We start from the raw sequence: 12,118 nt of genomic DNA, 5'->3' as shown, positions 1-12,118 counted from the left end.
AACTTCTTCTGTATTATCTAGTTTTGAGGGAATGAAACCTCAATTAAATAGTCTGGCAATAATGGCGAGAAGGTCACACCCGTTCCCATACCGAACACGGAAGTTAAGCTTCTCAGCGCCGATGGTAGTTGGGGCCTTGCCCCTGTGAGAGTAGGACGTTGCCAGGCTGTTATAATTAATAACTATTTTTTATCGTCGCGGGGTGGAGCAGTCTGGTAGCTCGTCGGGCTCATAACCCGAAGGTCGCAGGTTCAAATCCTGCCTCCGCAATCAATTTACTTAATTATAATAACTATATAAAGAAGGCGGTCAGTCTATACTGGCTTGCCTTTTTCTATATAATGAATTATTAATAAATGCAGCAAGTTATCCTCGTCATCCGACTCGACCTCCCTGTTTTGCACTGCGCTACGTTTTAGGGTAGATAAATTCTCTTCACTAGTCTTTAAAAAACGAGCCATTTATTAGTGAACTAAAGTTGATTCATTAAAAAATTAGGTAATTCTTCATGTTATTGTTGTGAGCGGCTTAAATGCTGCTCCTTTTTATTTGGATCTAAGGGGCAGCCGTAAATTTGAAATATAGCCACGAAACTTGTTCTTTCAATAGTATCTAAACAACACCCAAACCCAAGTTCCGATGATTTCAATATTGATTTCACTGAATTTCATTAGAGCATCAATGATATTTGTATAAGCGTTGTTGGTTTCTTCGGTTTTATTTAGCTTTTCGAATAGTTGATCGTATTCTTTTTTTAGTTCAATAAAATCTTTTTCGTTTCCTCCACGGTCCGGGTGAAATTGTAAAGCTAACTTTCTGTATTGTTTTTTTAACTCCTCTAAAGTAGTGACGCTTTGAAAAAAATTCATGGTCAACATCTCCTTACCAAAAAAAACCATCTTCTATAACGATGAAGAACTTCATTCCCCAATTAAAGAAGTATGGAGCAGGAACCTTTAAAGGTTCCTGTGTCTTAGGGAGGTAATAACATGTATATCCATCATATCCGAGAAAGTGAAACAAGATTCAGGCACATATACAACCTAGAACGGCTAACCGATATAGATAAATGGTGTAGACGTGACATAGAAAGACTAGAAGAAGCAATCCAACAAATTAAAAATTATCAAATGGCGATATTAAAAAAATAGTTACAGTAGATAATCCAAAAAAATGGAAACGATTAAGGATTTTGAGGTTGTTTTTTCCCCCTTGTTTTTGACGCATTTACTCCTATATGTCATTTTAAGATTTATTTTGCGCCTGTTTTAAGCGCTATTTTGCACTAAATAATAAAAAGCCCAATTTCTCAACATTAAAATTGAGAAATTGGACTTTAATCATTACTTCGGAATAGCGCCCTTTAATTGAAGAGCGTCCCTCATATTAGCACCAAATTCTATTTAATAGAAATCGGCACTTCGTTTATTCGCTATACATTTAGCGTGAAGCTTTTGGCGGTTGGCACACGTCGCATTTACGTTGGTTATTATTTTTAAATTTCGTAAATGTTTTTTCAAAATTGCTACCACATGCACATTTAAATAGTAACTTTTGAGAAAAACCGTGGTATTCCGCCGATAGCAACTTACTTTCCGAATTGTTCTCAACAAATTCTTTAATTTTCCCGATTGTCCATCTTTTATTCATTCTCATACACCTCATATTTCTTCATTACAGGAATGCTGAGTAATTTAAGTGCGATCCTTCACAATCATTAAATCATCATTTTAATACTTTACCACTCTACTTGTCATCCTATCAAAAATTATTTTATCGCCTTCTAATAAAAAGGTGGAGTAGAGAACTGAATTTTTGCATTTGCTTATAGTCTGTTTCATCACGTTTAATATTAAACTGTTCAATAAATATTGCATATAATCAATCCCGCTTCAACAATCTGGCCCTATACATAAAAAAAGAGCGCTATTCTTATTCTGGAATTGCGCCCGTTTGCTGAATATGGAAAATGTGAAAAAGCTACAAAAATGGCACCTCAGTTATTTTGTTAAAGCACCCGTTAGCACAACAGGCTAATATTGTATTAAGGAAAATTTTTTAAAATAATTCTTTTATTGATCGTCTCAACGTAAATCTATCGTTTTTTTCTAGGACCTACCAATAATTTGATTGCTGTTTTATTTTCATTATTGATTATAACATCTGTAAATGCAGGAACAAAAACCAGATTTAAACCACTAGGAGCAACGAATCCTCTTGCAATAGCAATGGCTTTAATCGCTTGATTTAAAGCACCCGCTCCAATCGCCTGAATTTCTGTATTTCCACTTTCTCTTAATATGCCTGCAATTGCACCTGCAACTGAATTCGGATTTGATTTTGATGATACTTTTAATACATTATCCATATAAATTTCTCCCCCTGTTATTTAATCGCTTGATATGATCACTGTAAAAAAGAATGTAATTAACGGCATCTTTAATAATATTCAAATTCAAATCAAACAGAACTATTGATCTTATTCCATTGATATTTATGCTAAAAAAGAGCTGCCGATCTGTCCGTTGATCTTCAACTCTTGCAATCCGATAGCTGAATAACCAAATGAATAAAGTTGGTTTATTAAAAAATCTACGTAATTCTAGTCGAGGTAATTTGTTTTCAACAGAGATTTCAAAGGCTACAAAAGAAGATGAAAAAAAGATTGAAGAATTGGTTGGAGAATTAGAAAGTGAAGGAAAAATCAAGTTAAGAGAATGTGTACAGCGAGAATACTCAGTTTATTTACATGGAATAATTAAGTATGCATCCGAATAATCGGGGAACTTTTTATTCTGGTGAATAACGATAGGACATCCAAGTTCTTCAACTAATCGACTCCATTAACGAATAAGAAAAAGGCTGTCACAACATCCTTTCATTCTAAATGATAACATGTAATTTATAACAAAATTTAAAAAGATTTTCAGTCTATTTAAATTTGTGTGTCTTCATTTTTTCTTTTGGATCGGCTCTTAAAAAGTTGTAGAGGGATTAAAAGTAACAATAACAAATTATTTATAGTTTTTCCATAACAAAATCGTGTTGTAAACGTCTTTCTAATTTTTCTAGGTTACCCCCATCTTCTACAAAAGTTTTGAATTTATCAGACATTAACTTTCCTGAGTTTTTATTAATGTGTTTAACTTTGAGTAATGTATTCACTCTCACTATATCAGGAGTCACATCTCCACGGTGTAATTTACCTGGGATTTTTGTCCACAATTTTTCCCAATCATCTAATAACCCAATCTCTTTAAAATAAAGTTTTTGTAAGCCGCATAACCACGCCATACATGAGGTATTACGTTTTTGACAACCTTCCTTTATCCTTTAAGAATTCACACCCCTGACAACAAGAATTTCCACTTCTAATACAGACGCTACAAATTTCATTAGCCCCAATTTCTTCAAACACTTTTAACCCGTACTGTATAAGATGCTCTTTTTTCATTTCAATACTCATTATTTTCTCCCACTTTACTTGGTTTATAAAGGAATTTAGTATTTAGTATTTGTAAACTTCCCCTTTATATTAGTTTGGCACCAAATTCAACAATTCCACCCTCAAATTACCAGACGATTGTAAAGCTATAAAGCTACATTTTATACAGATTTAAATGATGAACCTTGTCATTGCCCATTTTGCAATGGAATGGAGTTAGCGGATTCAAAATTTAAAGCAGTTGAATCTTCCGTTTTTATAGTTTCTTAAACAGGTTTTGGCCTAATTCCAGCGTTCCTGTAACCAGGGGCAAAGTATCTATTAAGAATACAGTGTTTTAGGGTTAATCAGGCTTGTAACAAAAACGTTCGTTTTTGTTACAACAAGAACCACATATTCCCCTTTTTTGACGTGTTTCTTCCTATTATTTATTCTAGTACTACTTCTTCATACTCCCTGACAAGTTTATAAAAGGACAACTTCACCCGTTTATCAAGCAGTAATAACATTAGTTGGAATTCAAGGAGCAGGTCCTCCTCGAAATGGAGAAGATGTGGGGGGAATATCTATATCGTGTACTGTTGGTAACAATCCCACCAGGTAGTTTTTTTGCTGTAGGGGCTGACCACCTGGAAGCTGCTGCATTTCCGTTTGTTGAAACCACTTGGCGCAGTAGGCACACATTTGTTTCATGTCTTATTGGGGTACGGCAAGAATTCGTTCTTTTTGGGGCCACTCATAAACAAGATAATTTTTTTATAGAAGATCTTCGTTACAAAACGGTCACTTTTTGAGTGGCCGATCATTTACAATAAAGTTGTTTAATATTAATACTTTAAATATGCAGAAAACCGTTCATAAATGGAACTGACTTTCATTAACAGTTAAACTGACGGGTGACTAAAGTTCAATAAGTGCGAAACAGCTCAACAGCCTTTGATCTTTAACAATCTGGTGCATTCTTTTAATAAGGAATAAGTAATTTTGTATATAGTAATGATCTACCACAATGCTAAGTTGCTGTCTAAAAAATGGTCGTTTATTAAATGTATAATAGTCCCTTAGTCCATCGTAATACAAATTTTTACATGGTAAAATCTAGAAATGAAGGAGTTGTTAGAATGAAAAAATTATTAAATATTGGGATGATATTTACTTTTGTCTTTGGTCTGATATTTGCTGTTTCACCAGCTGAAAAAGCATTTGCCCTATCTTATGATGGTTCAAACCCTGTTTCAACAGGTTGTGCGAAAGATGCAGTCACCAAATCCTATAGTTATATTGTTGACAGATACGATAATGCTTATGGAAAAGTGGAGCTAAAATGGAGTGCGAAGTGTCGAACATCTTGGGGTAAAATAACGCTTTATCACGCCGCACCGTACGATAAGGGTTCTTACTATGCGCTTGCAACGGTGTGGAGTTACAATAGTAATGGTACTACTTTAAGAAAGAGCTATAATTGTGCTGATCGTGGTGGTAACGGGGTGATAATGAAAGGTCAAACCTCCTGTTATACCCCTCAAGTGTATAATGGTGCTGGGTATATAGCGAAAGCTAGAGGGATTATCAATTGGGGTATAGCCTCAGGAACGACTAATCGGTACTAATCTGAGAAGAAATTTTGCGTCCTTCAGCCAAAATGAGATTTAGAAATTATAACTCTCATAATCCATATATATTTTGTCTTGTTGCATAATCGGGCGCTTTAATTAAACAAGTAGCTAAAAGGATCTTCTAGCCGAAGATCCTTTTTATGAGGTAGATCTCTTCTAGTTCCCGTTAATTTTTCTTTATAAATTCTTTCTGCTCCTAATTTCTACAGTGCATTAATCTGCATATGGGTTCTGTTCCTCTATTTTAGCACCAAAAACGGCGTTGAATATCAAAAATGTTGCTTTGTTTTTGGAAATGAGTTTTAGTGCTATGAATAGGAAGAAAAAGGCTGTTTTTGATAAAGAGATTAATAGCTCCATATGAGTTATCTGCATCGAAAGCTTCCTTTTCGCAGGTCCGGCTTAATTATTTACTTCTGCTACTGAACAACATGCTTAACTTACTTGATAAACAAAAAAAGGATATTTAATAATACAAATAAGCCGATTGAGGAAATTAAATATTTAACCCCTTTATTTAAAAAAAGAAATTTTTTCTTACAAAGCTTTGAATTTATATAAACTTGTGATAAATAATCATTGTAAATTAGACCACCCGTATTTGTAATTGCCTTATGTTTATATGATTGAAACGTTTGATTTGCTATTGAGCCAAAATATAATAATGAATCGGTTGATAGCTCCTTTTCCTTACAAAGAGAAGTATCTATTGAACCTTTTAGTCCCATAAAAAGGTATACTATTGCAGTAATTATACAAATAAAAAAAATTATTAGGACTAATATTGAAGTAAGTAACCCTGTAATTTCCCACCACCTGGTTATGGTATAAATTTTTATTGTATTTTTCACTAATTTGGTAAGTGAATTAGTAATTATACTACTTGAGAAAAATCCCGCTACTATAACCCCTGCGAAAGCTAAAGCAAAAGATATTTTGGTATCACAATTATGTATCCAAAAATTGATTCTTTCTAATGTCTGTAACACTTCTTCATTATCAAGTCCATTGTAATTGTTTCCTTCGTTATTGGTTATCATAAATCCCTCTTAAAAATCTTGTATAAGTCAGTCAAGATAGTAGATGTTGTATTTTTATATTTGGAAGAATTCCTAATATCAACAAATAACGCACAGCAATTTACAAAATATCCATTGTTAAATGTAAGATTATCCTTGGCTGGTATGCTGTCTATTACTTGGTAAGTAAAACTTCCATTTAAAATGCAATCAAGCCTATTCAGGCTTTTTGGAACTCATATGGTTAATAATTTGATTGAATACAATTACCTCCATTTCTACTTAAAGTTCGACATAATCTTACCAATATTATACATCGCTGTACTGTAATATAGGAAGAAAAAACACATTTCTAAATGCAGGCTTTATTTCATATGTTAAACATTGTCATTGTTAGTTGTATTTAAAATTATTCAGGACCCTTTATAGAAAGAAAGATAGCGAAAAAATGAAGTGGGGAGTAGGCATGAAAATACAAGTTTGCATATTCTTGGATTAAGGAAGCATCTTGAGTTTCAGAGGAGTTTTACAAGTTATGCTTGTCTTCCGCCTCTACCGCCCTGTTTTGCTCCAGTGTTACGTTGGAGGGTAGATAACAGCGATATATAAACATCAAGGTATTTTTATAAATTGAATTAAATTTTGAAAAATAATATGGGGGAGAGTTTACGCCTTATAAAAAACTCCAATTTACACACAACCCCTAGCATTTACAACCACTCAATCGGGTAAAATTTGCGATTCGATGGCTTGGCGCTGTGCCATTTATAATCCTCCCTTTTATCCTGTCATATCTGTCGTGAAGTGATGAATAAGGTTGTGTCTTATCGGGAAGCGTATCAGGAAGGAATATGGCCTTCAAACGATAGGGATCCACAGCCAAAGCAGCAAAGTGATACGGATATTGAGAAGGGAAACAGGATATCACTCAGTATCAAATCAAGTACCCAGTTGCTGTAGATAACCTGCATAAAATTACGGATTCCTTTCAGAATGAATTTGTGCCAGCGTTCTTCTTATTCGATAAAGATGGTACACTTTTTTTCGGGCTGTGGGCGATAAAGGCTTCTCAAATCTCAAACCCAAAATAGAACAACTCCTACAAATAAACAACCCCTAAAAAAGTTAAAGCCATTCTTACTGTGTGGGTGGCTTTCATTTTGGGGTGAAACTTTAGGGGGAAAATAGGCAATGCACTTTACTATAAGATAAAGAGTGGAAATTAAATTTGAAAATCCTTTCTATGTGAATGGGTCAAAGAAAGGGGAGCTACCTGTGAATTATGATTGTATTATTGTAGGTGGCGGTATTGCTGGTCTTCAAGCAGCTATCCAATTGGGCAGATATAAACATAAAGTTCTTGTCATTGATTCAAATCATGGTCGATCAACATTATGTAAGAGTTATCATAATATATTAGGTTGGCCAAATGGTATTAGTGGGCAAGAACTTCGTCAGATTGGAAAAAGGCAAGCAGAAAAGCTTGGAGTAGAGTTTAAATCCGAAGTTGTTGACAGTGCTGAAAAGATTGGAAAGGGATTTCAGCTCACGGTAAAAACCGGTTTCCAATATGTATCAAAGCGATTGTTATTGGCAACCGGTGTAATGGACAGGATGCCTGCATTTCCTGAGCTTCTACACTGTCTAGGTATAAGCGTTTATGTTTGTCCAGATTGTGATGGCTATGAAGTGAAGAATAAAAGTACGATTGTGATTGGCGCGGGAAATGTAGGAGCTAAGATGGCCCTAATCCTCTCTTACTGGACACAAGATCTTATCTATATCAATCATGAACAGACGGAGATATCAGAACACCTATTAAACGAACTTAAGGTTCATCGGATTCATTATGTTGAAGAGACCATCCAAAAGGTCATGGCAGAAAATTCTTATCTACAAGGATTTATCCTGCAAAGTGGAAAGAAAATTATGGGTGAACGCGGCTTTATTGCATTCGGGGGGAATGAAGTGAAGTCGAACCTTGCGAAGCAATTAGGGGTAGAACTTCTTGAAAATCAGCATATTGTTGTCAACCCGCGAACCAAAATGACGAATATACCCAATGTATGGGCAGCAGGTGATGTGGTTGCTCATTCTGAACAAGTGACAATAGCTATGGGCGAAGGTTCTGCGGCAGCTATTTGGATACATAAGAGTTTAATGGATGAAAGAGAAGTTTGAGGATAACGGGAGGATTCACATTAAACGGAAATTTAAACAGCACCCACAGAGGGGTAATACACAAAAATTTAATCCGTAGCTTTCATAGGAGGAGGGGCTATTATGATGAACGATATGTTGCTGAGACAAGTGGAAGTGGTTCGAGCCATTACTCTCCAAAGGTTGGAATCTATCACAGAAGATGTGGCTGATATTATGCCTAGGGGATTTAACAATACGATCCGTTGGAACGTTGGTCATATTTTGATTGTTCAGGATCAGCTTGCTTCGAACTTTGCAGGATTACCGCAACAACTTTCTCTAGAAGTTGTCACCCTATTTGGCAATCAGACGAGACCAAGCGAATGGCAAGTAGAACCTCCAACGTTGCAAACCTTATCCTATGAATTAAAAAAGCAAACTGCTTATATCAAGAAATCTCTCGGCAACCGCCTGCAGGAAAAAGCAATAAAACCCTTTGTACGGCTTGGTTTTAAGATGGAAACAATCGGAGAAATTCTCGCGTTTAGTTTACACCATGAAGGAATGCATACGGGAGTTATTTATGCGATTCAACGGGCAATTGAAGGTTCCAACAATTGAAGAAGCAGTGCTTAGGATGGCAAGCAATTCACTTTTCTTGTTTTTATTTTGAACGATTACAACTTTTACCGGGGTTCTATTCGACATAACTGTACGAATGGAGCGAAGGATACCCTTTTTTGATTTAATTGGTTGCGACAAGCGATAAAGCTGCTTTAAAGAAACCACTTTTCCGTCAACGTTATAACGCTGCTTAGTTTCTTTAACCACGCCAATCACGTCTAAATCTTGCTCCACAATGGCTTTGAAATAATTGATTTAACAAACCAAAAGTTTTAAAAAATTAACAGTGATAGGACAACGCAGATTTAAATGCTAAGTTGGTTTGAATTACATTAAAGAAGGCAAGCCAATTACAGGCTTGCCTTTATCTATATAATGAAGCATTAAAAAATGCAACAAGTTATCCGCGTCTTCCGCCTCGACCGCCTTGTTTTGCTCCACTGTTACGTTTAAGGGTAGATAAATTCTCTTCACTCGTCTTTAAATAACGAGCCATTTTATCTTCAAAACTTTCCTTTGGCTTGAAATTACCTTTTGGACGAAAATCTTTGGAACGATTATCAGATCTTCCTGGGTGGGGTGGGCGTTTTGTATAAGAAAAAGTTTGTCCTTCGGGTCTATCTATCGCTTTTTTGATGGACAAAGAAGTTTTTCCGTCTTTCATACTAATCACTTTTACTTCAACCTGATCGCCTATCTTGAGATGGTCATTCACATCTTTTACATAGCTATCCGCAACTTCACTGATATGCACTAGACCTGTTGATCCATCCGGTAATTCTACGAATGCTCCAAAATTAGTGATGCCTGTTACTTTACCTTGCACCTTGCTGCCAACTTCAACTGACATAAAAATAACGTTCCCCCTCAATAATGTTAAAAACACTTCATTATAACAAATTTTCGAAGAAAATAATATCCACTGGAGACATTCAGTTTGAATGTTGGGTAAAAGACCAGTTATTGACTATGACTGGTTAAAATTTTACTCGATTCATTTCAGTTCTAGAAAATTTGTTAAGATGTGCATCAAGCCAATTCCATGTTTATCAATTCTGGTAGCCTTAAAACTGCACGTTTTCTTCAGTAATAAGAACTTTTAAATATGTAGAATGTAGATCAAGAGCTAACATATTTAGGCTGGCAGCACTACGGACTGATCAGAAGGAAAAGCGCCTTTCCGTCATTCCGTACGTGTCGCTTCGGCATTAAATGGACCGATAACCACGGACTGTATTGCTCACGCCAACATTCCGTCGGTTCCTGTTCCATTTACGGCTAACGCCTCCATACCGAACGAGCCGAAAATAGAAAATCAAAAGATAAGTTTTATTGATCAGGCATTTAAAGAAACAAACAGAACATATCAACTAGTTGATGAATTCTCCCTTCCAAAAGACTTTAAATCAATAAAAGAATTCCCAGAAGGTAACTATCTTAAGGTTGTGTTTATAAAAACTTTGCCATTAGAAAAAGGCAAATGAAGTCAATCCAATAAAGCATAGGAATTTCTTAACATACACCTTCAGTTACGATATACCGTATTATTCATTATCTTAACCAGAAATTTTTTGAATTACTTGGCACTTAAACACAATCTATCCAATCAAATCTATGTATTAATCTCTTTAAAAAAAAGGATTTATTTTACCTTTATCTAATTTTGTTATGAGAAAGATTTTTAGGAAATATATGACATATATGATATGCTGTAATTGCTACATAATAGCTATTAATAAAAAGACGAGGTGTTTGAATATGAATAAAACAGAATTAGTAAATACTGTTGCGACTCAAGCGGAGCTAACCAAGAATGATGCCACAAAAGCTGTGGATGCGTTGATTGAAACCATCTCTAGTGCACTTGCTAGGGAAGAGAAAATCCAGTTAATTGGATTCGGGACATTCGAAGTACGTGAGCGCGCAGCTCGAACAGGCCGTAACCCACAAACAGGGGAAGAAATTCAGATTCCTGCTTCTAAGATTCCAGCTTTTAAACCTGGCAAGGAATTAAAAGAAGCAGTTAAATAAGTTCGTCTGTATTGTCTACAGTGAAATTCCTTTGAGTCTTTTTCTGAGGTATAATATCAGGGGAACCACTCTATTCAGTAAATTGGGGTGATGATTTCCCATGAAAAATCGTGATAAAAAGAGAAAAAAACGTATTTTTTTAAAGGATTACTTGAAAAACAAGTTGAAGGATTGGTTTAACCCAAGGAAGAGACCTACAACTGACTAGATCATTAGCATAAAGAATAAGGAACCCTGATAGAAGAGTAGTTAGTAGTTGATAACTGCTCTTTTTCTCATCCATTTATTACCACACAAGTCTTTTGAGACAAATTGAAGCCTAATTTAAAGGGCATTTAGTTTAAAGAGGATATTCTACCAAACTCATCTGCAGGAATTCTATTCTTCACCATTAGCTAATGATGATTAATTGTTATTATTCTTCAGTTAATTCTTCTTCAAAGAAAAAGGTATTTGGATATTCATTAACAATGTATGCGTACCTTTTCATGTTTTTAACAAACTGACATTTATAGATTGTCACTGATTCGCCGGACGCTTTAATTTTTACTTCTTTTCCAACAGCAAAAATACTTTCCCTCATTCTCTCACCTTATCTAGAATCTATAATAATTAAATAATAATTTATGCTCATGGTTGTTGAAGGCATATTTTATAATTTAAGTTTGGCAGAACTTCTTTATATTATCCAATTCTTTTTCTTAAAGTTGCTGTTTTTTATTCAACTGATTTGAGTAAGTTTCTGAAATAGGCAGAAAACGGCATTTTGATAGCTATGTAAAAGATGTAAATGACAATCTAAAAATAGGCGACCAGATTGAAGTAAAAGTGATTAAGTGTGAACGACGGAAAAATTGCCTTGTCCATCAAAAAAGCGATAGACAGACCCGAAGGTCAAACCTATACTTACACACAAAGCCCACCACGCCAAAGAAAAGTTGATAGCCGTTTCAATGATTTCCGTTCAAAACGAAATTTCAAACCAAAGGAAAGTTTTGAAGATAAAATGGCTCGTTTTTTAAAGACGAGTGAAGCGAATTTATCTACCCTCAAACCTAACAATGGAGCAAAGTAGGGCGGTAGAGGTGGAAGACGCGGTAAACTTGTTACGTTTTAAAAAACTTCATCATATAGATAAAGGCAAGCCTGTAATTGGCTTGCCTTCTTTAAGGTAACTCAACAGATATAAAAACAATATCAGAGCAATCTTGTCAAAGTTACCTTTTACGTTTTTATATTGT

Annotated in this window: 13 protein-coding genes, 1 tRNA gene, 1 rRNA gene and 3 pseudogenes; 10 read left to right on the top strand and 8 right to left on the bottom strand. The window is 35.1% G+C overall.

All coding sequences use genetic code 11. The features are described from left to right. The first annotated feature begins 51 nt into the window (after positions 1 to 51). Together rrf and BIV60_RS02460 are read left to right on the top strand one after the other, a co-directional pair. Positions 52 to 167 (top strand): 5S ribosomal RNA (gene rrf, locus BIV60_RS02465). A 29-nt stretch (positions 168 to 196) separates the two neighbouring features. Then, positions 197 to 270 (top strand) — tRNA-Met (locus tag BIV60_RS02460). 332 nt (positions 271 to 602) lie between these two features. Here BIV60_RS02460 and BIV60_RS02455 read toward each other — a convergent pair. The 3 genes from BIV60_RS02455 to BIV60_RS02445 all read right to left on the bottom strand — a co-directional run bounded on the left by BIV60_RS02455 (position 603) and on the right by BIV60_RS02445 (position 2,368). Then, positions 603 to 869 (bottom strand): J domain-containing protein, encoded by a 267-nt coding sequence (locus BIV60_RS02455; protein ID WP_071354155.1) that lies wholly within the window; start codon positions 867 to 869, stop codon positions 603 to 605. Positions 870 to 1,440: 571 nt separating this feature from the next. Continuing rightward, positions 1,441 to 1,650 (bottom strand): hypothetical protein, encoded by a 210-nt coding sequence (locus BIV60_RS30160; protein ID WP_071354154.1) that lies wholly within the window; start codon positions 1,648 to 1,650, stop codon positions 1,441 to 1,443. 445 nt (positions 1,651 to 2,095) lie between these two features. Beyond that, positions 2,096 to 2,368 carry a stage V sporulation protein S gene (locus BIV60_RS02445; RefSeq protein WP_071354153.1) on the bottom strand — a complete coding sequence of 91 codons (273 nt, stop codon included), beginning with the start codon at positions 2,366 to 2,368 and terminating at the stop codon, positions 2,096 to 2,098. A 197-nt stretch (positions 2,369 to 2,565) separates the two neighbouring features. Between BIV60_RS02445 and BIV60_RS29045 the strand changes: the two genes are divergently transcribed. Beyond that, positions 2,566 to 2,778, top strand: coding sequence for a hypothetical protein (locus BIV60_RS29045; RefSeq protein WP_141770390.1), 213 nt, complete (start codon positions 2,566 to 2,568; stop codon positions 2,776 to 2,778). A gap of 240 nt (positions 2,779 to 3,018) precedes the next feature. Here BIV60_RS29045 and BIV60_RS30155 read toward each other — a convergent pair whose 3' ends face one another. Beyond that, positions 3,019 to 3,294, bottom strand: a complete 276-nt coding sequence (locus tag BIV60_RS30155) for a hypothetical protein (RefSeq protein WP_256218274.1) — start codon at positions 3,292 to 3,294, stop codon at positions 3,019 to 3,021. Positions 3,295 to 3,987: 693 nt separating this feature from the next. On the opposite strand from BIV60_RS30155, the gene BIV60_RS02435 reads away from it, so the two are divergent. Both BIV60_RS02435 and BIV60_RS02430 read left to right on the top strand, forming a co-directional pair. Beyond that, positions 3,988 to 4,239 (top strand): hypothetical protein, encoded by a 252-nt coding sequence (locus BIV60_RS02435; protein ID WP_071354152.1) that lies wholly within the window; start codon positions 3,988 to 3,990, stop codon positions 4,237 to 4,239. 327 nt (positions 4,240 to 4,566) lie between these two features. Beyond that, entirely contained in the window at positions 4,567 to 5,055 is a 489-nt protein-coding gene (locus BIV60_RS02430) for a DUF2690 domain-containing protein (RefSeq protein WP_177177205.1), read from the top strand. 446 nt (positions 5,056 to 5,501) lie between these two features. Here BIV60_RS02430 and BIV60_RS02425 read toward each other — a convergent pair whose 3' ends face one another. After that, positions 5,502 to 6,101, bottom strand: coding sequence for a Pycsar system effector family protein (locus tag BIV60_RS02425; RefSeq protein WP_071354151.1), 600 nt, complete (start codon positions 6,099 to 6,101; stop codon positions 5,502 to 5,504). Positions 6,102 to 7,355: 1,254 nt separating this feature from the next. On the opposite strand from BIV60_RS02425, the gene BIV60_RS02420 reads away from it, so the two are divergent. Both BIV60_RS02420 and BIV60_RS02415 read left to right on the top strand, forming a co-directional pair. Further along, positions 7,356 to 8,261: an NAD(P)/FAD-dependent oxidoreductase gene (locus BIV60_RS02420; protein ID WP_071354163.1), complete on the top strand. Its 906-nt coding sequence runs from the start codon at positions 7,356 to 7,358 to the stop codon at positions 8,259 to 8,261. 102 nt (positions 8,262 to 8,363) lie between these two features. Next, positions 8,364 to 8,843, top strand: coding sequence for a DinB family protein (locus BIV60_RS02415; RefSeq protein WP_071354150.1), 480 nt, complete (start codon positions 8,364 to 8,366; stop codon positions 8,841 to 8,843). 6 nt (positions 8,844 to 8,849) lie between these two features. On the opposite strand, the pseudogene BIV60_RS31145 reads toward BIV60_RS02415, so the two are convergent. Both BIV60_RS31145 and BIV60_RS02410 read right to left on the bottom strand, forming a co-directional pair. Then, positions 8,850 to 9,089: pseudogene (locus BIV60_RS31145) on the bottom strand (IS4 family transposase); the annotation flags it as partial. 157 nt (positions 9,090 to 9,246) lie between these two features. Further along, the gene (locus tag BIV60_RS02410; protein WP_071354149.1) at positions 9,247 to 9,696 is read right to left on the bottom strand and encodes a S1 domain-containing RNA-binding protein; all 450 of its coding nucleotides are present in this window, start codon (positions 9,694 to 9,696) and stop codon (positions 9,247 to 9,249) included. A 478-nt stretch (positions 9,697 to 10,174) separates the two neighbouring features. Between BIV60_RS02410 and BIV60_RS30150 the strand changes: the two are divergent. After that, a pseudogene (locus BIV60_RS30150) lies at positions 10,175 to 10,330 on the top strand (RlmI/RlmK family 23S rRNA methyltransferase); the annotation flags it as partial. 274 nt (positions 10,331 to 10,604) lie between these two features. Beyond that, entirely contained in the window at positions 10,605 to 10,877 is a 273-nt protein-coding gene (locus BIV60_RS02405; RefSeq protein ID WP_071354148.1) for an HU family DNA-binding protein, read from the top strand. A 415-nt stretch (positions 10,878 to 11,292) separates the two neighbouring features. Here the strand turns inward: BIV60_RS02405 and BIV60_RS29440 are convergent, their stop codons facing one another. Further along, entirely contained in the window at positions 11,293 to 11,460 is a 168-nt protein-coding gene (locus BIV60_RS29440; protein ID WP_177177204.1) for a hypothetical protein, read from the bottom strand. Between the two features lie 185 nt (positions 11,461 to 11,645). On the opposite strand from BIV60_RS29440, the pseudogene BIV60_RS02400 reads away from it, so the two are divergent. Then, positions 11,646 to 11,952, top strand: a pseudogene (locus BIV60_RS02400) (S1 RNA-binding domain-containing protein); the annotation flags it as partial. Positions 11,953 to 12,118: the final 166 nt, after the last annotated feature.

The sequence above is a fragment of the Bacillus sp. MUM 116 genome, assembly GCF_001866655.1.
Taxonomy (GTDB): Bacteria; Bacillota; Bacilli; order Bacillales; family Cytobacillaceae; genus Neobacillus.
This window is presented reverse-complemented; position numbering and strand designations above follow the sequence as displayed.

What these genes read in the sequence shown, in the direction of transcription:
- BIV60_RS30155 (WP_256218274.1), bottom strand. Translation starts at nt 3,294, where the DNA reads ATGGCGTGGTTATGCGGCTTACAAAAACTTTATTTTAAAGAGATTGGG.
- BIV60_RS29045 (WP_141770390.1), top strand. Translation starts at nt 2,566, where the DNA reads ATGAATAAAGTTGGTTTATTAAAAAATCTACGTAATTCTAGTCGAGGT.
- BIV60_RS02445 (WP_071354153.1), bottom strand. Translation starts at nt 2,368, where the DNA reads ATGGATAATGTATTAAAAGTATCATCAAAATCAAATCCGAATTCAGTT.
- BIV60_RS02415 (WP_071354150.1), top strand. Translation starts at nt 8,364, where the DNA reads ATGATGAACGATATGTTGCTGAGACAAGTGGAAGTGGTTCGAGCCATT.
- BIV60_RS02425 (WP_071354151.1), bottom strand. Translation starts at nt 6,101, where the DNA reads ATGATAACCAATAACGAAGGAAACAATTACAATGGACTTGATAATGAA.
- BIV60_RS02410 (WP_071354149.1), bottom strand. Translation starts at nt 9,696, where the DNA reads ATGTCAGTTGAAGTTGGCAGCAAGGTGCAAGGTAAAGTAACAGGCATC.
- BIV60_RS02430 (WP_177177205.1), top strand. Translation starts at nt 4,567, where the DNA reads ATGAAAAAATTATTAAATATTGGGATGATATTTACTTTTGTCTTTGGT.
- BIV60_RS02405 (WP_071354148.1), top strand. Translation starts at nt 10,605, where the DNA reads ATGAATAAAACAGAATTAGTAAATACTGTTGCGACTCAAGCGGAGCTA.
- BIV60_RS02435 (WP_071354152.1), top strand. Translation starts at nt 3,988, where the DNA reads ATGGAGAAGATGTGGGGGGAATATCTATATCGTGTACTGTTGGTAACA.
- BIV60_RS29440 (WP_177177204.1), bottom strand. Translation starts at nt 11,460, where the DNA reads ATGAGGGAAAGTATTTTTGCTGTTGGAAAAGAAGTAAAAATTAAAGCG.
- BIV60_RS02455 (WP_071354155.1), bottom strand. Translation starts at nt 869, where the DNA reads ATGAATTTTTTTCAAAGCGTCACTACTTTAGAGGAGTTAAAAAAACAA.
- BIV60_RS30160 (WP_071354154.1), bottom strand. Translation starts at nt 1,650, where the DNA reads ATGAATAAAAGATGGACAATCGGGAAAATTAAAGAATTTGTTGAGAAC.